The sequence below is a fragment of the Pseudomonas sp. MPR-R2A5 genome, assembly GCF_058793055.1.
The window spans coordinates 11,311-36,859 of sequence record NZ_JBXAFK010000008.1 but is presented as its reverse complement, the minus strand read 5'-3'; the positions used below and the strand labels follow the sequence as shown (position 1 = coordinate 36,859).

At 61.4% G+C, this 25,549-nt stretch carries 25 protein-coding genes; 16 read left to right on the top strand and 9 right to left on the bottom strand.

The features are described 5' to 3' along the window. Positions 1–152: 152 nt before the first annotated feature. Genes AC1Q6I_RS08465 through AC1Q6I_RS08445 form a run of 5 tightly spaced genes read left to right on the top strand, consistent with a single transcriptional unit; the run spans position 153 to position 3,913 of the window. Positions 153–455 carry a DUF3649 domain-containing protein gene (locus tag AC1Q6I_RS08465; protein ID WP_102625280.1) on the top strand — a complete coding sequence of 101 codons (303 nt, stop codon included), beginning with the start codon at positions 153–155 and terminating at the stop codon, positions 453–455. Next, complete coding sequence (locus AC1Q6I_RS08460) at positions 452–2,026, top strand: PepSY-associated TM helix domain-containing protein (RefSeq protein ID WP_102625281.1); 1,575 nt, start codon at positions 452–454, stop codon at positions 2,024–2,026. Before AC1Q6I_RS08465 ends, AC1Q6I_RS08460 begins: the two co-directional genes overlap by 4 nt. Next, on the top strand, positions 2,027–2,353 hold the full coding sequence (locus tag AC1Q6I_RS08455) for a DUF3325 domain-containing protein (RefSeq protein WP_024073608.1): 327 nt from the start codon (positions 2,027–2,029) through the stop codon (positions 2,351–2,353). A gap of 7 nt (positions 2,354–2,360) precedes the next feature. Then, on the top strand, positions 2,361–2,939 hold the full coding sequence (locus tag AC1Q6I_RS08450; protein ID WP_102625282.1) for an RNA polymerase sigma factor: 579 nt from the start codon (positions 2,361–2,363) through the stop codon (positions 2,937–2,939). Continuing rightward, entirely contained in the window at positions 2,936–3,913 is a 978-nt protein-coding gene (locus AC1Q6I_RS08445; RefSeq protein WP_102625283.1) for a FecR family protein, read from the top strand. The genes AC1Q6I_RS08450 and AC1Q6I_RS08445 overlap by 4 nt, the downstream gene beginning before the upstream one ends. On the opposite strand, the gene AC1Q6I_RS08440 is transcribed toward AC1Q6I_RS08445, so the two are convergent. Then, positions 3,914–4,264, bottom strand: coding sequence for a glutaredoxin family protein (locus AC1Q6I_RS08440; protein WP_024073611.1), 351 nt, complete (start codon positions 4,262–4,264; stop codon positions 3,914–3,916). It abuts the gene before it with no gap. Beyond that, positions 4,264–5,268, bottom strand: coding sequence for a nucleoid-associated protein YejK (yejK, locus tag AC1Q6I_RS08435; protein ID WP_024073612.1), 1,005 nt, complete (start codon positions 5,266–5,268; stop codon positions 4,264–4,266). The genes AC1Q6I_RS08440 and yejK overlap by 1 nt, the downstream gene beginning before the upstream one ends. Before the next feature lie 398 nt (positions 5,269–5,666). Between yejK and AC1Q6I_RS08430 the strand changes: the two genes are divergently transcribed. Then, positions 5,667–5,948: an HU family DNA-binding protein gene (locus tag AC1Q6I_RS08430; RefSeq protein ID WP_024073613.1), complete on the top strand. Its 282-nt coding sequence runs from the start codon at positions 5,667–5,669 to the stop codon at positions 5,946–5,948. A 178-nt stretch (positions 5,949–6,126) separates the two neighbouring features. Here AC1Q6I_RS08430 and rlmF read toward each other — a convergent pair whose 3' ends face one another. The 5 genes from rlmF to AC1Q6I_RS08405 form a co-directional block, all read right to left on the bottom strand. After that, on the bottom strand, positions 6,127–7,143 hold the full coding sequence (gene rlmF, locus AC1Q6I_RS08425) for a 23S rRNA (adenine(1618)-N(6))-methyltransferase RlmF (protein WP_024073614.1): 1,017 nt from the start codon (positions 7,141–7,143) through the stop codon (positions 6,127–6,129). Between the two features lie 397 nt (positions 7,144–7,540). Beyond that, on the bottom strand, positions 7,541–10,387 hold the full coding sequence (locus AC1Q6I_RS08420; RefSeq protein ID WP_102625197.1) for a valine--tRNA ligase: 2,847 nt from the start codon (positions 10,385–10,387) through the stop codon (positions 7,541–7,543). 213 nt (positions 10,388–10,600) lie between these two features. Further along, positions 10,601–10,996 carry a DNA polymerase III subunit chi gene (locus AC1Q6I_RS08415; RefSeq protein WP_102625196.1) on the bottom strand — a complete coding sequence of 132 codons (396 nt, stop codon included), beginning with the start codon at positions 10,994–10,996 and terminating at the stop codon, positions 10,601–10,603. A 7-nt stretch (positions 10,997–11,003) separates the two neighbouring features. Further along, on the bottom strand, positions 11,004–11,432 hold the full coding sequence (locus AC1Q6I_RS08410; RefSeq protein ID WP_024073617.1) for a DNA polymerase III subunit chi: 429 nt from the start codon (positions 11,430–11,432) through the stop codon (positions 11,004–11,006). 52 nt (positions 11,433–11,484) lie between these two features. Then, positions 11,485–12,975 carry a leucyl aminopeptidase gene (locus tag AC1Q6I_RS08405; RefSeq protein ID WP_102625195.1) on the bottom strand — a complete coding sequence of 497 codons (1,491 nt, stop codon included), beginning with the start codon at positions 12,973–12,975 and terminating at the stop codon, positions 11,485–11,487. Positions 12,976–13,259: 284 nt separating this feature from the next. Here AC1Q6I_RS08405 and lptF point away from each other — a divergent pair, with 284 nt between their 5' ends. The 10 genes from lptF (at position 13,260) to tadA (ending at position 23,712) form a co-directional block, all read left to right on the top strand. Next, on the top strand, positions 13,260–14,378 hold the full coding sequence (lptF, locus tag AC1Q6I_RS08400) for an LPS export ABC transporter permease LptF (protein WP_024073619.1): 1,119 nt from the start codon (positions 13,260–13,262) through the stop codon (positions 14,376–14,378). Then, positions 14,371–15,450, top strand: a complete 1,080-nt coding sequence (gene lptG, locus AC1Q6I_RS08395) for an LPS export ABC transporter permease LptG (RefSeq protein ID WP_102625194.1) — start codon at positions 14,371–14,373, stop codon at positions 15,448–15,450. The genes lptF and lptG overlap by 8 nt, the downstream gene beginning before the upstream one ends. Before the next feature lie 151 nt (positions 15,451–15,601). After that, positions 15,602–17,401 (top strand): translation elongation factor 4, encoded by a 1,800-nt coding sequence (lepA, locus tag AC1Q6I_RS08390; protein ID WP_017526267.1) that lies wholly within the window; start codon positions 15,602–15,604, stop codon positions 17,399–17,401. A 5-nt stretch (positions 17,402–17,406) separates the two neighbouring features. Then, positions 17,407–18,261, top strand: a complete 855-nt coding sequence (lepB, locus tag AC1Q6I_RS08385; protein WP_024073621.1) for a signal peptidase I — start codon at positions 17,407–17,409, stop codon at positions 18,259–18,261. A gap of 146 nt (positions 18,262–18,407) precedes the next feature. After that, the gene (gene rnc / locus AC1Q6I_RS08380) at positions 18,408–19,097 is read left to right on the top strand and encodes a ribonuclease III (RefSeq protein ID WP_024073622.1); all 690 of its coding nucleotides are present in this window, start codon (positions 18,408–18,410) and stop codon (positions 19,095–19,097) included. Beyond that, positions 19,090–19,992 carry a GTPase Era gene (gene era / locus AC1Q6I_RS08375; protein ID WP_024073623.1) on the top strand — a complete coding sequence of 301 codons (903 nt, stop codon included), beginning with the start codon at positions 19,090–19,092 and terminating at the stop codon, positions 19,990–19,992. The genes rnc and era overlap by 8 nt, the downstream gene beginning before the upstream one ends. A 163-nt stretch (positions 19,993–20,155) precedes the next feature. Then, entirely contained in the window at positions 20,156–20,845 is a 690-nt protein-coding gene (recO, locus tag AC1Q6I_RS08370; RefSeq protein ID WP_024073624.1) for a DNA repair protein RecO, read from the top strand. A 51-nt stretch (positions 20,846–20,896) separates the two neighbouring features. Next, positions 20,897–21,640, top strand: coding sequence for a pyridoxine 5'-phosphate synthase (gene pdxJ / locus AC1Q6I_RS08365; RefSeq protein WP_024073625.1), 744 nt, complete (start codon positions 20,897–20,899; stop codon positions 21,638–21,640). Positions 21,641–21,832: 192 nt separating this feature from the next. Then, a complete protein-coding gene (locus AC1Q6I_RS08360) occupies positions 21,833–23,215 on the top strand; it encodes a multicopper oxidase family protein (RefSeq protein WP_102625199.1) in 1,383 nt (460 codons plus the stop codon). Beyond that, positions 23,215–23,712, top strand: coding sequence for a tRNA adenosine(34) deaminase TadA (gene tadA / locus AC1Q6I_RS08355; RefSeq protein WP_024073627.1), 498 nt, complete (start codon positions 23,215–23,217; stop codon positions 23,710–23,712). The genes AC1Q6I_RS08360 and tadA overlap by 1 nt, the downstream gene beginning before the upstream one ends. Before the next feature lie 140 nt (positions 23,713–23,852). Here tadA and cmoB read toward each other — a convergent pair whose 3' ends face one another. After that, positions 23,853–24,809, bottom strand: a complete 957-nt coding sequence (cmoB, locus tag AC1Q6I_RS08350; RefSeq protein ID WP_024073628.1) for a tRNA 5-methoxyuridine(34)/uridine 5-oxyacetic acid(34) synthase CmoB — start codon at positions 24,807–24,809, stop codon at positions 23,853–23,855. Next, positions 24,806–25,549, bottom strand: a complete 744-nt coding sequence (gene cmoA, locus AC1Q6I_RS08345) for a carboxy-S-adenosyl-L-methionine synthase CmoA (RefSeq protein WP_069075318.1) — start codon at positions 25,547–25,549, stop codon at positions 24,806–24,808. Before cmoA ends, cmoB begins: the two co-directional genes overlap by 4 nt.

The following is a 25,549-nucleotide window of genomic DNA, read 5'->3' as shown; positions in this document are numbered from 1 at the left end:
ATCGACATGCTTTAGAGAACAAGAATTGTTCGCATTGTAGGGCCCCGGAAGGGGTTCGGCAATCCGCTCGCACGGGTGTTTCATCCGTTGTGTTTTGCTTATGAGAATATTTATCATTAATATTGCGCGCTGACGAACCTGGCGCCTCCCGCATGAAAAGCAAAACCTCACTGCCCGTCTCCTATCGCCTCGCCGTGACCTCGCGGGTGCTGGCCGCCGTGGTTGGCGGTTACCTGATGGCTTCCCTGGCCAGTATCTGCCTGGCGCTGTGGCTGCCGACGTCCCGTGCCGATGCGGTGATCGTGGGGATGATGAGTTCGTTTGTGTTCTATCTGCTGGCGGTGCTGTGGTGCTTTGCCTGCCGCACGGCCGGGCGTGCCTGGCTGGGCGTGATGGCGCCCTGCGTCCTGTTTGCCACCCTGGCGGGCGTGGGTTGGTGGGTGGCACGCCCATGAAAGATGGATTTCGCCAGGCCATGGCCTGGTTGCACACCTGGGTCGGGTTGATCTTTGGCTGGCTGCTGTTCGCGATTTTCCTGACCGGCACCTTGTCCTATTTCAAAGACGAGATCACCCATTGGATGCAGCCTGAAGTGCAGGTGCATGGGGTGGATGACGCCCGCAGCCTCGCGGTGGCGCAAGCCTATCTGGAGCGACAGGCGCCTACCGCTGCGCGCTGGTTTATTATCCTGCCCGACAGCCGCGATCCCGGCTTGTCGGTGATGTGGCAGGACAAGGTCGACCCCGGCAAGCGTGGCAACTTTATCCAGAAAGTCCTCGACCCGGTCAGCGGTCAACCGGTGCAGGTCCGTGAAAGCATGGGCGGCGAATTCTTCTATCGCTTCCACTTCCAGTTGCAAATGCCTCACCCGTGGGGCCGCTGGCTGTCGACCTTTGCCGCGATGGTGATGTTTGTCGCCTTGATCACCGGCATCATCACCCACAAGAAAATCTTCAAGGACTTCTTCACCTTCCGCCCCCGCAAAGGCCAGCGTTCCTGGCTCGATGGGCATAACGCGGTGGGCGTGCTGGTGTTGCCCTTTCACCTGATGATCACCTACAGCAGCCTGGTGATTTTCATGAGCATGGTGATGCCGGCGCCGATCATGGCCTCTTATGGCGACGACACCCGGGCGTTCTTCAGCGAAGTGTTCCCGGCCACCGACAATGCGCCGGCCCTTGGCCAGCCAGGTAAGTTGCTGCCCCTGGGACCGATGTACGCCCAGGCGCGGCAGCAATGGGCGGGCGGTCATGTCGGACGTGTGGCGGTGAATAACCCCGGCGACGTGAACGCGTCGGTGAATGTGTTCCGCGCCGGTTCCGACAGCGTGGTGCATGACTTCGGCAGCATCGTGTCGTTCAACGGCACCACGGGAGAGCAGGTGCGTGTCAGTGGCGAGTCGTCGTTGCCCGCTGTTATCGGCGGCAGTTTCTACGGCTTGCACATGGGCCATTTCGCCGGCCCGGTGCTGCGCTGGTTGTACTTTATCTGCGGCCTGGCGGGCACGGCCATGATTGGCACCGGCCTGGTGATGTGGCTGGGCAAACGCCAGCTCAAGCACGTCAAAAGCGGCGTGATGCCGTTCGAGCTGAAACTGGTGGAGGTGCTGAACATCGCCAGCATGTCCGGGCTGATGATCGCTATCGCCGCGTTCTTCTGGGCTAACCGTTTGCTGCCGGTGAGCGTCGCCGAGCGTTCCGCCTGGGAAGTGCAGGTCTTCTTTATTGCCTGGGGCCTGAGCCTGTTGCACGCCATGTTGCGTCGAGGTCGCCAGGGCTGGGTCGAGCAATTGAGTGTCGGTGCGCTGTTGTTTGTCGCCGTACCCTTGCTCAACGCAATCACCACCTCCGAACACCTGGGGGTGTCCCTGGCCAGGGGCGATTGGGCCATGGCTGGCTTCGACCTGACGTGCTTGGGCAGCGGTGTGTTCCTGGCTTGGGCGGCCAGGAAGATGCAACGCCGTGCCGCGCTTCCATCCAAGGCCGAGGGTGTGCCTTCGCTCAAACTCAAGCCGGAGGCGCACTGAATGCTCGTTGCTCTGCTGATGTGTTACGCCGGGTTCACCGCGTTGTGCCTGTCCACCGATCGTCACCATGGCGAGTTGCTGCACAGCAAACCCTCCCCACGTCGGCGCTTGGGGTTACGCGCCGCCGGCTGGTTGCTGCTGACGGTGTCGATTTGGCCTGCGGTGGTGATCGCCGGGTGGGGCCAGGGCCTGGTGCAGTGGTGCGCGGTATTGATGCTCAGCGCATTACTGCTGGTGTTGCTGTTGCCGTATCGGCCACGGCTGGCCATGAACCTGGCGGGCATCGGCTTGCTGGCCTGCCCCGTTGCAGCCGTCGCCACGCTCTGAGCCCGCCATGATGATCAGCCCGCCACCCGAACCCCAGGACAGCCCGCATACCGATGCGGCGGGTGGGCGCGCACATTTTCTACAGGTGTTCCTGTCCCAGCGTTCGCAGATGGAAGCCCTGGTCAGCCGTCGCGTGGGTTGCCGCGCGACGGCGGCCGACCTGGTGCAGGACCTGTTCCTGCGCTTCTGGCGCCGGCCCCTGGTACAGGTTGAAGAGCTCAGTACCTACTTGCTGCGCTGCGCCGGCAATATCGCCATCGACCACTTGCGCAGCGAAGGCGCCCGCGTGCGCAGCAACGAAGGCTGGCTGCCGGAGCAGCAGGATAACCAGGGTTCAGAACCCCAGGCGGCATTGGAGGCGGGCAACGACCTGCGCCATGTCGAGGCCGCCTTGCGCAGTTTGCCGGAACGCACCCGGCATATTTTCCTGCTTAACCGCATCCATGGCCGCAAGTACGCGGACATCGCCAAGGCCATGGGGCTGTCCCAAAGCGCGGTGGAAAAACATATGATGCGTGCCCTCGAAGCCTGCAAAGCCAGCCTTCGTGAGCCATCGCCTCTACGCACGCCAGGGAAAGCACCGTGAACGTCACCCCCACGCCCGACCAGGAACACGCCGCACTGGCCTGGCTGAGCCTGCTGCACGACCAGCCCAGCAGCGGCGACCAGGCTACCTTCAGCCGCTGGCTGCGGGCTGACCCGGCGCATGTGGAGGCCTATGCCCAGGCCCAGGTGGTGTGGGAATTGAGCGAAGTGCCGGCGCGCCTGTTGGCCGACGAAGAGGCCCTGGCCTTGCAGGGCTACCTCAATGCCATGAGCGCCAGCAGGCGTTCGCGAGTGGTGCGCTGGTCCGGTGCGCTGGCCACGGCCGCGTGCCTGCTGGTGATGGTGTCGATGGCCGCGGGTTGGCAGCCGTCGCGCTGGATCGATGACTTTGGCGCCGATTATGTGAGCGCGCCGGGGGAAGTGAAGACCGTCACCCTGGCCGACCAGTCCCAAGTCACCCTGGATGCCGACAGCGCCATCGCCGTGGATTTCAGCCAGGGCGAGCGGCATATCCAGCTGCGGCGCGGCGCAGGCTTTTTCAGCGTGACGCACACGGGTGAGCCATTCGTGGTGGCGGCGGGCAGTGGTGAGGCGCGGGTGCTGGGCACGCAATTCGAAGTGCGCCTGCAAGCGGCAGGGGCTCAGGTCACGGTGTTGTCGGGACGGGTGGGTGTGACACCTTCCAGGCAGGCTCAGCAGCAAATTCTTACGGCTGGGCAACAAGTGGCCTACGCCGAAGGCGTCGCAGAACCCCTGCACGCGGTCGACAGCGAATCGCGCCTGGCCTGGCGCGACGGCTGGCTCAACTACTACAAGGCGCCCCTGGCGGATGGGCTCAAGGACCTGGGCCGTTACTACCCTGGCCGCATCGTGCTGCTCAACGACGAGATGGGGGCCAAGCGGGTCAGCGGCAGCTTCCCGAGCAAAGACCCGCAGGCAGTACTGAACGCGTTGCAGGCGGTATTGGGCTTCGAACAGCACAGCCTGCTGGGGCGAATGATCGTGGTGCGCTGATTACTTCAGCGCGGCCATGATCTTCTCGGGGCTGTACTCGCGGATCAGCGTGCCGTTCACCGCCACGAACGGAATCCCGCCGCCGCCCAACGCTTCATAGGCCTGGCGTGCCTGGGCGTCCTTTTCGATATCGAGCGCCTGGTACGGAATGCCTTTCTGGTCGAGGAAGCGGCGGATCTGCTTGCAGTAGCCACACCATTGGGTGGCATACAGCACAACGTGGGCCGAAGCCCGCGTCTGCTCCGAGACCACCTGGGACGGGTTGAACAGCCGTTCGACCTTGCCCCAGTTCTGGATCACGACCACCACCAGCAACACCAGCAGGACTTTTTTAAAGACCCCGCCGAGCATCAGTTACGGCGCTTGAGCTGGTCGGTCAGTTGGGTCGGCAAGCCCTTGATGATCAAGGTGCCGGCGGCTTCGTCATACTCGATCTTGTCGCCCAGCAAGTGCGCTTCAAAACTGATGGACAGGCCCTCGGCGCGGCCGGTGAAGCGGCGGAACTGGTTGAGCGTGCGCTTGTCGGCGGGAATTTCCGGCGACAGGCCGTAATCCTTGTTGCGGATATGGTCGTAGAACGCCTTGGGCCGATCCTCATCGATCAAGCTCGACAGTTCTTCCAGGCCCATGGGTTCGCCGAGCTTGGCCTGGCTGCTGGCGTAATCCACCAGGGTCTTGGTTTTTTCGCGGGCAGATTCGTCCGGCAGGTCTTCGCTTTCGACGAAGTCGCTGAAGGCCTTGAGCAGGGTGCGGGTTTCGCCCGGCCCGTCGACGCCTTCCTGGCAGCCGATAAAGTCGCGGAAGTACTCCGAGACCTTCTTGCCGTTCTTGCCTTTGATAAACGAGATGTACTGCTTGGATTGCTTGTTGTTCTGCCACTCGGAGACGTTGATGCGCGCCGCCAGGTGCAGCTGGCCCAGGTCCAGGTGGCGCGATGGGGTCACGTCCAGCTCATCGGTCACCGCCACGCCTTCGCTGTGGTGCAGCAGGGCGATGGCCAGGTAGTCGGTCATGCCTTGCTGGTAGTGGGCAAACAGCACATGACCACCGGTGGAGAGGTTGGATTCTTCCATCAGCTTCTGCAGATGCTCGACGGCGGTGCGGCTGAACGCAGTGAAATCCTGGCCACCTTCGAAATAGTCCTTCAACCAGCCACTGAACGGGTGCGCGCCGGACTCGGCATGGAAGTAACCCCAGGCCTTGCCTTGTTTGGCGTTGTAGCTCTCGTTGAGGTCGGCAAGCATGTTCTCGATAGCGGCCGACTCGGCAAGCTCGGAGTCGCGGGCGTGGAGAACTGCGGGTGTGCCGTCGGGTTTTTTGTCGATCAAGTGGACGATGCAATGACGGATCGGCATAGGCTTCTCGGCTGGTTGAGCGGGGAGCGGTTGGCCTCCCCGAAAAGTTGCCCAGTGTACCGCACCCATTGGCCAAGACACGCGTCGAAGGGGTTTTGGATGCTCTCCGACGGGGTATATGCCTTTTTTTCACGGTTTAGAGCGATAAAGCTGACCAAATGGCTAGGTAGAAGCGGATATTTCCCCGTCTCTGTGCTAGTTTTGCCCCGTCTTACGCCATGACTCGGCGTTAAGCGTGCATTCAGCATCTGTCAGGTCGAACCAATCCCCGTTTCAAGCATCTATAACCCCGATCTCCGTGGTTATAGCCGGGGGTGCCAGGCCATGACGGTCGGGCTCGACGGCTGACACTGCACTCTGCAATATCCATATGAATTTGATAGGGAAGGAACACCACAATGGCTTTGACTAAAGACCAACTGATCGCTGATATCGCTGAAGCTATCGACGCGCCAAAAACCACCGCGCGCGCAGCTCTGGACCAACTGGGCCAGATCGTTGCTGATCAGCTGGAAAACGGCGGCGAAATCACTCTGCCAGGTATCGGCAAGCTGAAAGTGACCGAGCGTCCTGCCCGTACTGGCCGTAACCCTTCGACTGGCGCTGCCATCGAAATCGCTGCCAAGAAAGTTATCAAGCTGGTTGTGGCCAAAAGCCTGACCGACGCTGTTAACAAGTAAGACGCAGCAAAAAAAAACCGTGCTCCGGAGCGATCCGGGCACGGTTTTTTGTTGCCTGCGATTTTTTACCTGTAGGAGCGAGCTTGCTCGCGAAGGCCGTTAACGATAACGCGGCCATCCCGGATGAATGCGGTGTCTTGGCGTTTTTCGCGAGCAAGCTCGCTCCTACAGGTTGGCGTCAGCGCACCCAGCGCTGGCGCCAGATCTGCTGTTCGTTCTTGGTCTGGAAGGTCCAGGCGACAAACCGGCTGGTCTTCTGGCCTTGGGACATTTCCACTACGCGGCTTTCCAGCACGCCGGCTTTTTTCAGTGCCGTTTCGATCGCGGGCAAGTTCGACGCTTTTGATACCAGGGTGCTGAACCACAACACCTTGTGGGCAAAATTCGCGCTTTCGGCGATCAGTTGCGTCACAAAGCGCGCTTCGCCGCCTTCGCACCACAGCTCGGCCGATTGGCCGCCGAAGTTCAACACCGGCAATTTGCGTTTTGGATCGGCCTTGCCCAAGGCGCGCCATTTGCGTTCACTGCCCTTGGTGGCCTCGTCCATGGACGCGTGGAACGGCGGGTTGCACATGGTCAGGTCAAAGCGCTCGCCCGGCTCCAGCAGGCCCAGCAGGATGTGCTTGGGGTTGGTCTGCTGACGCAGTTGGATCACCTTGTTCAGCCCGTTGGACTGCACGATGGCCTTGGCGGCTGCGACGGCTGTCGGATCAATCTCCGAACCGAGGAAGTGCCAGCGGTAGTCGCTGTAGCCAATCAGTGGGTAGACGCAGTTGGCGCCCATGCCAATGTCCAGCACCTTGACCGGCGCACCACGCGGGATCACACCTTCGTTGACGCTGGCCAACAGGTCGGCGAGGAAATGCACATAGTCCGCACGCCCCGGTACGGGGGGGCACAAGTAATCCGCCGGGATATCCCAGTGCTGGATGCCATAGAAGGCTTTGAGCAGCGCCCGGTTGAACACCCGCACGGCGTCGGGGCTGGCGAAATCGATGCTTTCCTTGCCGTAGGGGTTGATGATCACGAATTGCGCCAGTTCCGGCGTGGTCTTGATCAGCGCCGGGAAGTCGTAACGACCCTGGTGGCGGTTGCGCGGGTGCAGGGTGGCCTCTTTACGCGGCACCACGGGCTTGGCCGTGGCGGCGGTTTTAGGCTTCTTGCGCGGAGGTTTGGGCGTGCTGGGGGCGGTCATGATGATTCTGGTGTTGGCTCAAAGTGGTGGGCATTGTCACACATTCTTGCGGTGCCCTCGGTCAAATGTGGGAGGGGGCTTGCCCCAAAACCTGTCAGCTAAGGAGGAACACTGTCCCTGTGGCGAGCGGGCTTGCCCCGCGTTGGGCTGCGCAGCAGCCCCAAAACCTGGCGATTTAATATGCCTGGATAAACGCGGCGGCCTTATTGGGGCCGCTTCGCAGCCCAACGCGGGGCAAGCCCGCTCGCCACAGGTTGCTGTTTGCTCGCTCTATCTCTTAACTGACTGGCATTAGGGTAAGCCCCCTCTAGCATTGCCTGTATTGTCAGCCAGGGATTGGGTCGTTCCAGGCAAAAAAAAAGAGACCCGAAGGTCTCTTTTTTACACGGCTCACACCTTACAGGCTGGAAATCCGCGCATGTTGCTCGGCCAATTTGCCCAGGGCCTGTTCAGCCTCGGCCAGCTTGGCGCGCTCTTTCTCGATCACTTCAGCCGGGGCCTTGTCGACGAACGCCGCGTTGGACAGCTTGCCGCCCACCCGCTGCACTTCGCCTTGCAGGCGTGCGATTTCCTTGTCGAGACGGGCCAGTTCCGCGCCCTTGTCGATCAGGCCGGCCATCGGCACCAGCACTTCCATGTCGCCGACCAGCGCGGTGGCGGACAACGGCGCTTCTGCACCTTCAGCCAATACGGTGATCGACTCCAGCTTCGCCAGCTTCTTGAGCAGCGCATCGTTTTCGCTGAGGCGACGCTGGTCTTCGGCACTGGCGTTCTTCACGAACACCGCCAGTGGCTTGCCCGGCCCGATGTTCATCTCGGCGCGGATGTTGCGCGTGCCGAGCATCAAGGTCTTGAGCCATTCGATATCGCTTTCGGCAGCCTCATCGATGCGCGCTTCATTGGCCACTGGCCAAGGTTGCAGCATGATGGTCTTGCCTTGGATACCGGCCAGCGGCGCGAGTCGCTGCCAGATTTCTTCGGTGATGAACGGCATGAACGGATGCGCCAGGCGCAGCGCCACTTCCAGCACGCGTACCAGGGTGCGGCGGGTACCGCGCTGGCGTTCGATCGGTGCATTCTCGTCCCACAGTACCGGCTTGGACAGTTCCAGGTACCAGTCGCAATACTGGTTCCAGATGAACTCGTACAAGGCCTGGGCAGCCAGGTCGAAACGGAACTGGTCGAGCTGGCGGGTCACTTCGGCTTCGGTGCGTTGCAACTGCGAGATGATCCAGCGGTCGGCCAGGCTCAGTTCGACGGCTTCGCCGTTCTGACCGCAGTCTTCGCCTTTATCCAGCACGTAGCGCGCGGCGTTCCAGATCTTGTTACAGAAGTTGCGATAGCCTTCGACGCGGCCCATGTCGAACTTGATGTCGCGGCCGGTGGACGCCAGTGAGCAGAAAGTGAAGCGCAGGGCGTCGGTGCCGTAGCTGGCAATGCCGTCGGCGAATTCGTCGCGGGTCTGTTTCTCGATCTTCTTCGCCAGTTTTGGCTGCATGAGGCCCGAGGTGCGTTTCTGTACCAGGGTTTCCAGGTCGATGCCGTCGATGATGTCCAGCGGGTCGAGGACGTTGCCCTTGGACTTGGACATCTTCTGGCCCTGGCCATCGCGCACCAGGCCGTGGACGTACACGGTCTTGAACGGTACCTGCGGGGTGCCGTCTTCGTTCTTGACCAGGTGCATGGTCAGCATGATCATCCGGGCAACCCAGAAGAAAATGATGTCGAAACCGGTGACCAGCACGTCGGTGGAGTGGAATTTCTTCAGGAATTCGGTCTGTTGCGGCCAGCCCAGGGTGGAGAACGTCCACAGGCCGGAGCTGAACCAGGTGTCCAGTACGTCGTTGTCCTGTTGCAGCGCAACGTCCGCGCCCAGGTTGTGCTTGGTGCGTACTTCGGCTTCGTCGCGGCCGACATAGACCTTGCCTGACTCGTCGTACCAGGCCGGAATGCGGTGGCCCCACCACAGTTGGCGGCTGATGCACCAATCCTGGATGTCACGCATCCAAGAGAAGTACATGTTTTCGTATTGCTTGGGCACGAACTGGATACGGCCGTCTTCCACGGCGGCAATCGCCGGCTCGGCCAGCGGTTTGGTGGACACGTACCACTGGTCGGTCAGCCACGGCTCGATCACGGTGCCGGAGCGGTCGCCCTTCGGCACTTTCAGGGCGTGGTCGTCAACGCTGACCAGCAGGCCGGCGGCGTCGAACGCGGCGACGATCTGCTTGCGCGCTTCAAAACGGTCGAGGCCGGCGTATTCAGCCGGGATCTTGCCGTCGATGCTGTCGTTCAGCGTGCCGTCCAGGTTGAACACCTGGCAGGCTGGCAATACGGCGGCGTTCTTGTCGAAGATGTTCAGCAGCGGCAGGTTGTGGCGCTTGCCGACTTCGTAGTCGTTGAAATCGTGGGCCGGGGTGATTTTCACGCAGCCGGTGCCGAACTCCGGGTCGCAGTAATCGTCGGCGATAATCGGGATGCGGCGGCCGACCAATGGCAGTTCGACGAATTTGCCGATCAGCGCCTGGTAGCGCTCGTCGTTCGGGTTCACCGCGACGGCGGCGTCGCCGAGCATGGTTTCCGGACGGGTGGTGGCGACGATCAGGTAGTCGTTGCCTTCAGCGGTCTTGGCACCGTCGGCCAGCGGGTACTTGAGGTTCCACAGGAAGCCTTTCTCGTCGTGGTTTTCCACTTCGAGGTCGGAGATCGCCGTGTGCAACTTGGTGTCCCAGTTGACCAGGCGCTTGCCACGGTAGATCAGGCCGTCTTCATGCAGGCGCACGAAGGCTTCTTTCACGGCTTCCGACAGCCCGTCGTCCATGGTGAAGCGCTCGCGGCTCCAGTCGACGGACGAACCCAGGCGACGGATCTGGCGGCTGATATTGCCACCGGACTGGTCTTTCCACTCCCAGATTTTTTCCAGGAATTTCTCGCGGCCCAGGTCGTGACGGCTCTGGCCGGTGGCTTCGAGTTGGCGTTCCACCAACATCTGGGTGGCGATACCGGCGTGGTCGGTACCCGGTTGCCACAGGGTGTTGCGGCCCTGCATGCGGCGGAAACGGATCAACGCATCCATGATCGCATTGTTGAAGCCATGGCCCATGTGCAGGCTGCCAGTGACGTTCGGTGGCGGAATCATGATGGTGTAGGACTCGCCCGCGCCTTGCGGAGCGAAATAATTCTCGGACTCCCAGGTCTGGTACCAGGAAGTTTCAATAGCGTGCGGCTGGTAGGTCTTATCCATGCGCGGCGGGACCCTAGTTGGCATTAATTCAGGAAAGCCGGCAAGTATAACGAGGGATAAGGCGCAGGGCGAGGCGAAGACAGGCTTAAGGCGCATGCGATCAAGTGTGGGAGGGGGCTTGCTCCCGATGGGGGCGTGTCAGTCGCTGCATGTATTGGTTGACCCAGCGCTATCGGGAAGCAAGCCCCCTCCCACAGGGGGGATGCGTAGGGCTCAGGACTGGTATTGGCTGAGCAACCGCTCCATCCGCGCATCCAGCCGGCGCTTGATCTCTGTTTCGATGTGCGGGGCGAAGTCGTCGATCACGTCCTGCATGATCAGTTGCGCGGCGGCGCGCAGTTCGTTGTCCAGGTGCAACAGCAGCGCATCAGGCGCCTTTTCGGTCGCTGGCGCAGCGGGCGCGGTCTCTACCACGGGGGCTGCGGCGACAGGCTCCGCAGCGGCAGGATTGCCCCCGACCATGTCGAACAGCAGCGGAATCTGGGGCTCGCCGCTGACGGTCTCGGTTAACAGCGGCGGTTGGAGGTTGTCATCACCCAGCAACTGACGGATCGACTCCAGGTCGTCCAGCAGGTGGTCATCTTTTTTTAGAGGGTTGGGAGTGTCCATCATGTGCTCAAAGTCGTTGTAGCCGGTGATCTTGCAGAGGATAGCCCTGTTCGCGATAGAAACGGAAACTCTCACGCGCGGCCTGACGAATAGCCGGGTCTTCCACCACCACTTCCGCCACGCGGGCGAATGCCTTGGCAAAAACCGGTACTTTCAGGTCGAGGTTGACCAGCAGGTCATGGTGGTCGCCGCAGCTATCCCCCAAACCCAGGACGACCTGGCCTTCGGGTTCTGATTCGGCGGGGCCATGGGGCACGAAGCTCTCGCCCTTGAAGCGCCACAGGCGGGCGTCCAGTTCGTCGCGTTGGCCGGCATCGCTGCAATGCAGGTAGATGCGGTGGCCCATGCGCCAGGCTTTTTCGGTGAGCTTGCAGGCAAAGTCCAGGCGCGCGAGCGGATCGGCGCTGGGCAATATATAGAAGTCAACTTGGGTCATTGCGGTTCCTGGAGCCCGAGGCGGCTATTGCGCCGCCCCGAGGTCACGGTTTTCAGGCCTTGGCGCGATCCAGCAGGTATTGGGTCAGCAGCGGCACCGGACGGCCGGTGGCGCCCTTGTCCTTGCCGCCGCTGGTCCAGGCGGTGCCGGCGATGTCCAGGTGCGCCCAGTTGAAGTTCTTGGCGAAGCGCGACAGGAAGCAGGCCGCGGTGATGGTGCCGGCTTTCGGCCCGCCGATGTTGGCGATGTCGGCGAACGGGCTGTCCAGTTGTTCCTGGTATTCATCGAACAGCGGCAATTGCCAGGCGCGGTCGTCGGCAGCCTTGCCAGCACTGAGCAGTTGCTCGATCAACTCTTCGTTGTTACCCAGCAGGCCCGAAGTGTGGGAACCCAGGGCAACGACGCAGGCGCCGGTCAGGGTGGCGATGTCGATCACGGCCTGTGGCTTGAAGCGTTCGGCGTAGGTCAGGGCATCGCACAGCACCAGGCGGCCTTCGGCGTCGGTGTTGAGGATTTCCACGGTCTGGCCGCTGAGGGTGGTGACGATATCGCCCGGACGGCTGGCACCGCCGCTCGGCATGTTCTCGGCGCAGGCCAGGATGCACACCAGGTTGATCGGCAGCTTGAGTTCCAGTACGGCGCGCAGGGTGCCGAACACGCTGGCGGCGCCGCCCATGTCGTACTTCATCTCGTCCATGCCCAGGCCCGGCTTGAGGCTGATACCGCCGGTGTCGAAGGTGATGCCTTTACCTACCAGGGCGTAAGGCTTCTCGGACTTCTTGCCGCCGTTGTATTGCATCACGATCAGGCGGGGTGGCTGGTCGCTGCCCTGGCCCACGGCATAGAACGAGCCCATGCCCAGTTCCTTGATCTTCTTCTCATCCAGGACTTCGACTTTCAGGCCCTTGAACTCTTTGCCCAATGCCTTGGCCTGTTCGCCCAGGTAAGTCGGGTGGCAGATGTTCGGCGGCAGGTTGCCCAGGTCGCGGGTGAACGACATGCCGTTGGCGATGGCCTGGGCATGGCTCACGGCGCGTTCGACTTCAGCCTGGGCGGCCTTGATGGTCAGCAGGGTGATTTTCTTCAGGGCACGGGGTTCGGCTTTCTGGCTCTTGAACTGCTCGAAGCTGTAGCTGCCGTCCACCAGGCTTTCGGCCAGCAGGCGGGTCTTGCCGTAGCTGTCGCGGCCCTTGACGATGATTTCATCGAGTGCCAGGGTCGCATCGCTGCCGCCCAGGCCCTTGAGGGTGTTGAGGATGCCGCTGATGATCTTGCGGAACGGGCGGTCGCCGAGCTCAGCGTCCTTGCCCACGCCGACCAGTAATACGCGGTCGGCCTTGAGGTTGGGCAGGCTTTGCAGCAGCAGGCTCTGGCCGACTTTGCCGGCCAGGTCGCCGCGCTTGAGCACGGCGCTGATGGCGCCCCCGCTCAGTTCGTCGAGTTGTTTGGCGGCGACGCCGAGCTTGCGGCCTTCGCCGATGGCGACCACGAGGGTGGCGGTTTTCAACGTTTCGGGGCTAACGCTTTTTACAACCAATTCCATTTTTCGGGTCCCTTATAAAGGTCGGTGAGCCTGGCGTGTGTACCCAGGCTTTAAAGCTTGGCGGCCAGTAGACCGCCAGCGACAAAGGCCGCAGTTTGAACCTCGCCGGCGGAGCCTGACAACCCTTGCAGCGCGCTTTGTGCATGCGTATGAGCAAGCTCCGTGACAGGCGTGGTCAATCACAGGATAATGCGCCATCTTTTTAGCCGGCCTGCATCAAACGGGCCGACTCAGTAAGCTTGCTTGTTTGGCCGCCTTAGCCTGACAACCCTGGAGTGTCTGGTTTGATCGTCTTCCGTTATCTGTCCCGCGAAGTCCTGTTGACCCTGAGTGCCGTGAGTGCGGTGCTGCTGGTCATCATCATGAGTGGTCGTTTCGTCAAATACCTGGCCCAGGCTGCCTCCGGCGCCCTCGACCCAGGCTCGCTGTTCCTGATCATGGGCTTTCGCCTGCCGGGCTTTTTGCAACTGATCCTGCCCCTGGGCCTGTTTCTCGGCATCCTGCTGGCCTATGGCCGTCTGTACCTCGAAAGCGAAATGACCGTGCTCTCGGCCACCGGCATGAGCCAGCAACGCCTGCTGGGCATGACCATGATCCCCGCTGCCGGTGTCGCCCTGATCGTGGCCTGGTTGAGCCTGAGCCTGGCTCCCCAGGGCGCCATGCAATTCCAGCTGGTGCTGAACAAGCAGGACGCCATGACCGAGTTCGACACCCTCGAACCGGGCCGTTTCCAGGCGCTCAATGACGGTTCCAGGGTGACCTACACCGAGACCCTGAGCGACAACCGCGCCAACCTCGGCGGCGTGTTCATTTCAGAGAAGCGCCTGGGGCAGGACAAGAAAGACCGTGGCATTTCCGTATTGGTCGCCGATTCGGGCCGCCAGGAAGTGCGTCCCGACGGCAGCCGCTACCTGATCCTGGAAAACGGCTATCGCTATGATGGCAGCCCGGGGCAGGCTGATTACCGTGCCATCAAGTACGACACCTATGGCGTGATGCTCGCCCGTCCGGATGTCAGCGACGAGGTCACCGATCGCGATGCCATTCCTACGCAGGAATTGCTCGGCAGCAAGGAGTTGCGCTCCATCGCCGAGCTGCAATGGCGCATTTCCCTGCCGCTGCTGGTGTTTATCGTGACCCTGATGGCCGTGCCGCTGTCTCGCGTCAATCCGCGCCAGGGCCGCTTCCTCAAGCTGTTGCCGGCGATCCTGCTGTACATGGCTTACCTGACCATCCTGATTTCCGCCCGTGGCTCCCTGGAGAAAGGCAAGCTGTCGCCGATCCTGGGCCTGTGGTGGGTACACGGCATGTTCCTGATGATCGGCCTGGGGTTGCTCTATTGGGAACCCATACGCCTGAAAATGAAGAGCCGTAGTGGCCAGAAGGAGTTGGCTCGTGGCTAAGCTCGATCGCTACATTGGTAGCAGCGTACTGATCGCCATCCTGGCGGTATTGGGCATCATTCTGGGCTTGGCGTCGTTGTTCGCCTTCATCGATGAAGTGGGCAACGTCAGCGACACCTACACCGTATGGGACGTGCTGAGCTACGTGGCCCTTACCGCGCCCCGTCGCCTCTACGACATGATGCCCATGGCCGCGCTGATCGGTTGCCTGATCGGCCTGGGCAGCCTGGCCAGCAACAGCGAGCTGACCATCATGCGCGCCGCCGGGGTTTCCATCGGCCGTATCGTCTGGGCGGTGATGAAGCCCATGCTGCTGCTGATGCTCTGCAGCGTGCTGATCGGCGAATACGTGGCGCCACCGGCCGAAACCACCGCCCAGGCCAATCGCGCCCTGGCCCAGGGGTCGGGGGATGCGCAAAGCTCCAAACACGGCCTGTGGCACCGCCAGGGGGATGAGTTCATCCACATCAACGCCGTGCAGCCAGGTGGGCTGCTGATCGGGGTGACGCGCTACACCTTCGACAAGGAACGCCACATCCTGTCGTCCAGCTTTGCCAAGCGCGCCCAGTTCGCCAATGAACAATGGCAACTGACCGACGTCACCACTACCTATTTCCGCAATGTCGGCCAGGGCACCAAGGCCACCACGGAAATGATCAATGTGCCGTCCGAACAGTGGGACATCGCCCTGAAGCCGGAACTGCTCAATACCGTGGTGATGATCCCGGAAAGCCTGCCGATCTCCGGGCTGTGGGGCTATATCCACTACCTCAAGGACCAGGGCCTGAACAATGGCCGTTACTGGCTGGCATTTTGGGTCAAGGTGTTGCAGCCAGTGGTCACCGCTGCGCTGGTACTGATGGCGATTTCGTTCATCTTCGGTCCATTGCGCTCCGTAACCCTGGGCCAGCGGGTGTTTACGGGTGTGCTGGTGGGCTTCACCTTCCGCATCGCCCAGGATTTGCTCGGCCCTTCCAGCCTGGTGTTCGGTTTCTCGCCGCTGTTTGCGGTGCTGGTGCCGACCGCCATTTGCGCCCTGGCCGGGTTCTGGCTGTTGCGGCGCGCCGGTTGATGCTGCGCTTATGAACAAAAAATGCCCCGTTCGCAAGACCGGGGCATTTTTGTTCTGGTCAGCAAAGATGACGTTTGGCCTGAGCTTCAGGTACAATTCCCGGCTATTTTTCAGCGGGCAATCTGCCTGCAGCCTTTTTGAGTGTTGATCCGTGAGTGATTTGAGTCATATCCGCAATTTCTCCATCATCGCCCACATTGACCATGGTAAGTCGACGCTGGCCGATCGATTCATCCAGATGTGCGGCGGCCTTGCCGAGCGTGAAATGGAAGCCCAGGTTCTGGACTCCATGGACCTCGAACGCGAGCGCGGGATCACCATCAAGGCCCACAGCGTTACCCTTTACTACACCGCCCGAGACGGTATCAAGTACCAGCTGAACTTCATTGACACCCCAGGCCACGTTGACTTCACCTACGAAGTCAGCCGGTCCCTGGCGGCCTGCGAAGGCGCGTTGCTGGTGGTGGACGCGGGGCAGGGCGTGGAAGCCCAGTCCGTGGCCAACTGCTACACCGCCATCGAGCAGGGCCTGGAGGTCATGCCGGTGCTGAACAAGATCGACCTGCCCCAGGCCGATCCGGACCGCGTGAAGGAAGAAATCGAAAAAATCATCGGCATTGACGCCACTGACGCCGTCGAGTGCAGCGCCAAGACCGGCTTGGGCGTCGACGAAGTGCTCGAGCGCCTGGTCAAGACCATTCCCGCGCCGACCGGCAATATCGAAGATCCGCTGCAAGCGTTGATCATCGACTCCTGGTTCGACAACTACCTGGGGGTTGTCTCCCTGGTACGCGTGCGCCACGGCCGTGTGAAGAAGGGCGACAAGATCCTGGTCAAGTCCACCGGCAAGATCCACCTGGTGGACAGCGTCGGTGTATTCAACCCCAAGCACACCGCCACCGTTGATCTGAAAGCCGGCGAAGTGGGCTTCATCATCGCCGGTATCAAGGACATTCATGGTGCCCCAGTGGGTGACACCCTGACCTTGAGCTCCACCCCTGACGTCGACGTGCTGCCAGGCTTCAAGCGCATCCAGCCGCAGGTCTACGCGGGCCTGTTCCCGGTCAGCTCCGACGACTTCGAGGACTTCCGCGAAGCCCTGCAGAAGCTGACCCTCAACGATTCGTCGTTGCAGTACACCCCGGAAAGCTCCGACGCCCTGGGTTTCGGCTTCCGTTGCGGCTTCCTCGGCATGCTGCACATGGAGATCATCCAGGAGCGCCTCGAGCGCGAATACGACCTGGACCTGATCACCACCGCGCCAACCGTTATTTTTGAGTTGCTGCTGAAAAACGGTGAAACGATTTACGTCGACAACCCGTCCAAGCTTCCAGACCTGTCTTCGATCGAAGACATGCGCGAACCGATCGTGCGCGCCAATATTCTTGTGCCGCAGGAACACCTGGGCAACGTCATTACCCTGTGTATTGAAAAGCGTGGCGTACAGCACGACATGCTGTTCCTCGGTACCCAGGTACAAGTGACCTACGATTTACCGATGAACGAAGTGGTCCTGGACTTCTTCGACCGTCTCAAATCCACCAGTCGCGGCTATGCTTCGCTGGATTACCATTTCGATCGTTACCAATCGGCTAATCTGGTGAAACTGGATGTGCTGATCAACGGCGACAAGGTCGATGCCCTGGCACTGATCGTGCACAAGGACAACGCGCACTACAAAGGTCGGCAGTTGACCGAGAAGATGAAAGAACTGATTCCGCGCCAGATGTTCGACGTCGCGATCCAGGCCGCCATTGGCGGGCAGATCATTGCGCGGACTTCCGTCAAGGCACTCAGAAAGAACGTACTGGCCAAATGCTACGGTGGCGACGTCAGCCGTAAGCGCAAGCTGCTTGAGAAGCAAAAGGCCGGTAAAAAACGCATGAAGCAAGTGGGCAACGTGGAAATTCCACAAGAAGCCTTCCTTGCGGTGCTCAGGTTGGATAGTTAGGTCCTATGTCGCTAAATTTCCCGCTGTTGCTGGTCATCGCCGTTGCCGTTTGCGGTCTCCTGGCGTTGCTCGATCTGGTGTTCTTCGCCCCGCGTCGGCGGGCGGCTATCGCGTCCTATCAGGGCAGCGTCAGCCAGCCCGATGTCGTGGTGCTCGAGAAGCTGAACAAAGAACCGTTGCTGGTTGAATACGGCAAATCGTTCTTCCCGGTGCTGTTCATCGTGCTGGTGTTGCGCTCGTTCCTGGTGGAGCCGTTTCAGATCCCTTCGGGGTCGATGAAACCGACCCTGGACGTGGGTGACTTCATCCTGGTGAACAAGTTTTCCTACGGGATTCGCTTGCCGGTGATAGACAAGAAGGTCATCGAGATCGGTGACCCGCAGCGCGGCGACGTGATGGTGTTCCGCTACCCAAGCGATCCGAACGTCAACTACATCAAGCGTGTCGTGGGCCTGCCGGGTGACGTGATTCGCTACACCAGCGACAAGCGCCTGTTCGTCAATGGCGAGTCGGTGGCGGAGAAATTGATCGGCACCGAGCCGAACACCTTGGGCAGCGCCGAGCTGTACCGGGAAAAGCTCGGTACGGTAGAGCACGAAATCCGCAAGGAAATGAGCCGCTACCGCGCAATGCCTGATGGCGAGTGGAAAGTGCCTGCCGGGCACTACTTCATGATGGGCGACAACCGCGACAATTCCAATGACAGCCGCTACTGGGATGACCCTACGATTCCCAAGGATCTGCTGGGCATGGTTCCCGACCAGAATATCGTCGGCAAGGCCTTCGCGGTCTGGATGAGTTGGCCGGAACCCAAGCTCAGCCACCTGCCGAACTTCTCGCGGGTCGGGCTGATCAAGTAAGACAGGCGGCGCTGTGATCACAGCGCCGAATGCTTTTCTGGGGCTTGGACATTTCCGGCCTCATGCAGCATCAACCAGGATTTGAATTTGAACACTGCGTCAATCGTCGATGGCCGCCGGTGCCACCAAACAGATATGGGTAAACCGTGAGCGTTTCTTTAAGTCGTCTCGAGCGTCTGCTCGGCTACACCTTCAAGGATCAGGAATTGATGGTCCTTGCCCTCACACACCGCAGCTTTGCAGGGCGTAATAACGAACGCCTGGAATTCCTCGGTGATGCCATCCTCAATTTCGTCGCCGGTGAAGCCCTGTTCGAGCGCTTCCCCCAAGCCCGTGAAGGCCAGCTGTCGCGCCTGCGCGCGCGCCTGGTTAAAGGCGAGACCCTGGCCGTGCTGGCCCGTGGTTTCGGCCTTGGCGAGTACCTGCGCCTGGGGTCCGGTGAGTTGAAGAGCGGCGGTTTCCGTCGTGAGTCGATCCTGGCCGACGCCCTTGAGGCGTTGATCGGTGCGATCTACCTGGATGCTGGCATGGAAGCGGCCAAGGAGCGGGTGACGGCCTGGCTGACGTCGGAAATCGAAAGCCTTACCCTGGTCGACACCAACAAAGATCCCAAGACCCGCCTGCAGGAATTCCTGCAGTCCCGCGGGTGCGAACTGCCACGTTACGAAGTGGTGGATATCCAAGGTGAGCCCCATTGCCGCGTGTTCTTCGTGGAATGTGAAATCACCTTACTGAATGAAAAAAGCCGAGGTCAGGGTGTGAGCCGTCGTATTGCCGAACAGGTAGCGGCCGCCGCAGCACTGATTGCCCTGGGCGTGGAGAATGGCCATGACTGATTCAACCGCAACACGCTGTGGCTATGTTGCCATCGTCGGCCGCCCCAACGTGGGCAAGTCCACGCTGCTGAACCACATCCTCGGCCAGAAGCTCGCGATCACCTCGCGCAAGCCGCAGACCACTCGCCACAACATGCTGGGCATCAAGACCGAAGGCGCCGTGCAGGCGGTCTACGTCGACACTCCAGGTATGCACAAAGGCGGCGAGAAGGCCCTGAACCGCTACATGAACAAGACCGCCTCGGCCGCGTTGAAAGACGTCGACGTGGTGATCTTCGTGGTCGACCGCACCAAGTGGACCGACGAAGACCAGATGGTCCTCGAGCGCGTGCAGTACGTCACCGGCCCATTGATCGTCGCGCTGAACAAGACCGACCGTATCGAAGACAAATCCGAACTGATGCCGCACCTGACCTGGCTGCAGGAACAACTGCCCAATGCCCAGATCATGCCGATCTCGGCCCAGCACGGGCATAACCTCGAAGCCCTGGAACGCGTGATCGCCGGCTACCTGCCGGAGAACGAGCACTTCTTCCCGGAAGACCAGATCACCGACCGCAGCAGCCGTTTCCTCGCCGCTGAACTGGTGCGCGAGAAAATCATGCGCCAAATGGGCGCAGAGCTGCCTTACCAGATCACCGTTGAAATCGAAGAGTTCAAGCAGCAGGGCAAGACCTTGCATATCCATGCGCTGATCCTCGTCGAGCGTGACGGCCAGAAGAAAATCATCATTGGCGACAAGGGCGAGCGCATCAAGCGTATCGGTACCGAAGCGCGCAAGGACATGGAATTGCTGTTCGATTCCAAGATCATGCTCAACCTGTGGGTGAAGGTGAAGGGTGGTTGGTCCGATGATGAGCGCGCATTGCGCTCCCTGGGTTACGGCGACCTGTAAGGTCTTGAGTACACCGCAGGACTGAAAGTGTGGGAGGGGGCTTGCCCCCGATAGCGGTGGGTCAGTTGATAGATAAGTGACTGAACCACCGCCATCGGGGGCAGGCCCCCTCCCACATTGGGTTTATGTTGTTTTCAAGATTGCCGTCAGCCGTGAGAACCCCATGTCCTCAACCCCACCTCCCAGCCAACTCGCCTACGTCCTGCACAGCCGCGCCTACCGTGAGACCAGCGCCCTGGTGGACTTCCTCACGCCTCAAGGTCGCCTGCGTGCGGTATTGCGTAGCGCACGGGGCAAGGCGGGCACATTGGCACGGCCCTTCGTGGCGTTGGACGTGGAGTTTCGTGGCAAGGGCGAGTTGAAAAACGTCGGCCGCCTGGAAAGCGTCGGCACTTCAGCCTGGCTCAATGGCGATGCACTGTTCAGCGGCCTCTACCTCAATGAGCTGCTGATCCGCCTGCTGCCCGCCGAAGACCCGCACCCGGCGGTCTTCGATCACTATGCTGCCACCTTGCTGGCCCTGGCTGAGGGGCGCCCCCTGGAGCCATTGCTGCGGGCATTCGAATGGCGCCTGCTCGATGACCTGGGCTACGGTTTCGAGTTGAACAACGACCTGCATGGCGAGCCTATCGCCGCCGACGGCATGTACCGCCTGCAAGTCGATGCCGGCCTGGAGCGCGTGTATCTGTTGCAACCGGGCCTGTTCCAGGGCACCGAACTGCTGGCCATGAGCGAAGCCGACTGGAGCGCCCCCGGCGCCTTGTCCGCCGCCAAGCGCCTGATGCGCCAAGCCCTCGCGGTCCACCTGGGTGGACGGCCGTTGGTCAGTCGCGAGTTGTTTCGAAAGCCCTGACATCCCCGTGTATGCTGTGCACCGTTTCTTTCCCTTTTCAGGAGCGCTTCCGTGACCACCAGCAATCGCATTCTTCTTGGCGTCAACATCGACCACGTCGCTACCCTGCGCCAGGCCCGGGGCACCCGTTACCCTGACCCGGTCAAGGCCGCGCTGGACGCCGAAGAAGCGGGCGCCGACGGCATCACCGTGCACCTGCGCGAAGACCGCCGTCACATCCAGGAGCGCGACGTGTTGCTGCTCAAGGACGTGCTGCAAACCCGCATGAACTTCGAAATGGGCGTCACCGAGGAAATGATGGCGTTCGCCGAACGCATCCGCCCGGCGCACATCTGCCTGGTACCGGAAACCCGCCAGGAACTGACCACCGAAGGTGGCCTCGACGTGGCCGGCCAGGAAGCGCGGATCAAGGCCGCCGTGGAGCGCCTGTCGAAGATCGGCAGCGAAGTGTCATTGTTCATCGACGCCGATGAGCGCCAGATCGAAGCCTCCCGTCGGGTCGGCGCGCCGGCTATTGAACTGCACACCGGCCGTTACGCCGACGCCACCACACCGACCGACGTGGCGGATGAACTGCAGCGCATCATTGACGGTGTGAACTGCGGCCTCACTGAAGGCCTGATCGTCAACGCCGGTCATGGCCTGCACTACCACAACGTCGAAGCCGTGGCCGCGATCAAGGGCATCAACGAGCTGAACATCGGCCATGCGCTGGTGGCGCATGCGCTGTTCGTCGGTTTCAAAGGCGCCGTCGCCGAGATGAAAGCCCTGATCCTGGCGGCCGCCAAGCACTAAAAACAGCGAAGATCCAATGTGGGAGGGGGCTTGCCCCCGATGGCGGTGTATCAGTCAGCAAATCTGTACCTGACCCACCGCTATCGGGGGCAAGCCCCCTCCCACATGAGAAGTCTTACTGTTTAGCCTTTGCAGGTGTATCGTATCTGCCCTTTGCAGGCCCTGCGCCTGCGGCAGATACGTGAGGTTGTTGTGTCCCGATCCTTTTCCCGTCGACAAATCCTGGGTGGTCTTGCAGGCCTGGCCGTAGTGGGCGTCGGTGCCGGTGGCGCCTACCGCTACTGGCTGGGGAAGGTCGCCGAAGCCGAAGCAGGGCACGATTACGAACTGATCGCCGCGCCGCTCGATGTGGAACTGGTGCCGGGGCACAAAACCCAAGCCTGGGCCTTCGGCCCGTCAGCACCGGGTACTGAACTGCGTGTGCGTCAGGGCGAGTGGCTGCGAGTGCGCTTTATCAACCACCTGCCGGTCGCCACCACCATCCACTGGCACGGCATTCGCCTGCCGCTGGAAATGGACGGCGTACCCTACGTCTCGCAATTGCCGGTGCTGCCCGGCGAGTACTTCGACTACAAGTTCCGTGTGCCGGACGCCGGCAGCTACTGGTACCACCCCCATGTGAACAGCAGCGAAGAGCTCGGCCGTGGCCTGGTCGGCCCGCTGATCATTGAAGAGCGCGAACCCACGGGTTTCAAGCACGAGCGCACCCTCAGCCTGAAAAGCTGGCACGTGGACGAAGAGGGCGCGTTTGTCGCCTTCAGCATTCCACGCGAGGCGGCGCGGGGCGGTACGGCGGGGCGCCTGTCGACCATCAATGGCGTGTCCCGGGCGGTGATCGACTTGCCGGCCGGGCAGATCACCCGCGTGCGTTTGCTCAATCTCGACAACACCCTGACCTACCGCATCAACATCCCCGACGTCGAAGCGCAGATCTACGCGCTGGATGGCAACCCCATCGAGCCGCGCCCATTGGGCAAGGAATACTGGCTGGGCCCGGGCATGCGCATCTGCCTGGCGATCAAGGCACCGCCGGCGGGCGAGGAGCTGTCGATCCGTAACGGACCCGTACGCCTGGGCACTTTCCGCTCAGTCGCCAACACCGACGCGCCCACCGAGTGGCCACCGGCGTTGCCGGCCAACCCGATTGCCGAGCCCGACCTGGCCAATGCGGAGAAACTCAACTTCAATTTCGAGTGGGTCGGTTCGGTGTCGGTCAACGTCGACAACGGCAAGCCGCCGAGCCTGTGGCAAATCAACGGCCAGGCCTGGGACATCACCGACAAGACCTGCGCCGACCGCCCGATTGCCAAGCTGGAAAAGGGCAAGAGCTACATTTTCGAATTGAAGAACATGACCCAGTACCAGCACCCGATCCACCTGCACGGCATGAGTTTCAAGGTCATCGCCTCGAACCGCCACAAGGTGATCCCGTATTTCACCGACACCTACCTGCTGGGCAAGAACGAACGCGCCCGCGTGGCGTTGGTGGCGGATAACCCGGGGGTGTGGATGTTCCATTGCCACGTGATCGACCACATGGAAACCGGCCTGATGGCCGCGATCGAGGTGGTGTGATGCGCCAGTTTCGCCCCACGGCGATCATCGACCGCAGCCGCGACCAGGACTTCATGCGCGAAGCCCTGGCGCTGGCCGCCCAAGGCGCGGCGCTGGGCGAAGTGCCGGTGGGCGCGGTGCTGGTGCAAGACGGTGAAATCATCGGCCGCGGTTTCAACTGCCCGATCAGCGGCAACGATCCCAGCGCCCATGCGGAAATGGTCGCCATCCGCGCCGCCGCCCAGGCCGTGAGCAACTATCGCCTGCCCGGCAGCACGCTGTATGTGACCCTCGAACCTTGCAGCATGTGCGCCGGCCTGATCGTGCATTCGCGGATTGCGCGGGTGGTGTACGGCGCGCTGGAGCCCAAGGCGGGAATTGTGCAGAGCCAGGGGCAGTTTTTTACCCAAGGGTTTCTCAATCATCGGGTGTTGTTTGAAGGCGGTGTGCTGGCCGAGGAGTGCGGCACGGTGTTGAGCGAGTTCTTCAAGGCCCGCCGGGCCAAGCCCCAAATCTAACCAACACTGAAAATCCAATGTGGAAGGGGGCAAGCCCCCGATAGCGGTGTATCAGCCATAGATGTGTTGGCTGACCGACTGCTATCGAGGGCAAGCCCCCTCCCACATTTGGATTTCTGTTGTTCCAGGAAGATCAGTGGTTACTTCTTGGCGATGATCACCGCCCGCATCGGTGCCGGCAGCCCTTCAATGGTCTTGCTGTGGTCCTCGGGATCGAGGAAGTCACTCAACGACTGATACTTCATCCACGCCGTCCCGCGCTGTTCCTGCACCGTGGTCACGCTCACATCCACACAGCGCACATCACTGAACCCCGCCCGGCGCAACCACAGCATCAGCGCCGGCACCGACGGCAGGAACCACACGTTACGCATCTGCGCATAACGGTCTTCCGGTACCAGCACCTGTTGTTGATCGCCTTCCACCACCAAGGTTTCCAGGACCAGTTCACCGCCCTTGATCAAGGTGTCCTTCAGCGCCAGCAGGTGTTCGATCGGCGAGCGACGGTGATAGAAAACCCCCATGGAAAACACCGTGTCGAAGCCTTCCAGGTTCGCCGGCAGGTCCTCGAACGGGAATGGCAGGTGCCAGGCCCTGGGTTCGGACAGGTAACGCTGTACGGCCTGGAACTGGCAGAAGAACAGCCAGTTCGGGTCGACGCCGATCACGCTGTCGGCTCCTGCGCCGAGCATGCGCCACATGTAGTAACCGTTGCCGCAGCCCACATCGAGGATGCGCTTGCCTTTCAGGTCCAGATGGGGCGCCACGCGCGACCATTTCCAGTCCGAGCGCCATTCGGTGTCCACATGCACACCGAACAGATGAAACGGGCCTTTGCGCCACGGGCTCAGGCCCATCAGCGCGGTGTGCATTTGCGCGCGGGTGGCGTCGTCGCAGGCGGTGTCCAACACCAGGCCATTGAGCAGGTCGATCTCGGTGGGCTGGATCTTCGGCAGTGCATCCAGTGCACTCTGCCAGCGCTCCAGGTCGCCATGGCCCTTTTCCATCTTGCTATCGAGCTGCGCTTGCAGGCCCTGGGCCCAGACAGCCAAGGGAGTGCCGACCAGATGGCGGGCGAGGGGGGACAAATCAATCATGGCAAGGCAATCAACGAGGCAAAGTTAAGACACTGGAACCACGGCACGACTTTCGAAAACCCGGCCGCCAACAGGCGTTCGCGGTGTTCTTCAAGGCTGTCGGGCTTCATGACGTTTTCGATGGCGCTGCGCTTCTGGGCGATTTCCAGTTCGCTGTAGCCGTTGGCGCGCTTGAACGCGATATGCAGGTCGGTGAGCAGTGCGTGCTCTTCAGGATCATTGAAACGCAGCTTTTCCGAGAGGATCAACGCACCGCCCGGCAGCAGTGCCTGGCGGATGCGCCCAAGCAACGCCAGGCGCTGCTCGGGGGCGATGAATTGCAGGGTGAAGTTCAGGGCCACCACCGAGGCGGGTTGGAATTGCAACCCGAGGATATCGCCCTCGATCACCTCCACCGGCAGCAGCTCCTGGAACATCGAGTCCTGGCCATTGAGGTATTCGCGGCAACGCTCGACCATCGCCGCCGAATTATCCACCGCGATCACCCGGCAGCCGTCAGTGCGCACATGGCGACGCAGGGCCTGGGTCACCGCGCCCAGCGAAGAACCCAGGTCGTAGAGCACGCTGTGGGGCTGGGCAAACTGCGCTGCAAGTACACCGAGGTTTTCGACGATGGTCGGGTAACCGGGCACCGAACGCTTGATCATGTCGGGGAATACCCGCACCACGTCCTCGTTAAAGGCGAAGTCCGGCACCTGGGGCAGGGGCTGGGCGAATAGGCGATCGGGTTCTTTGCTCAC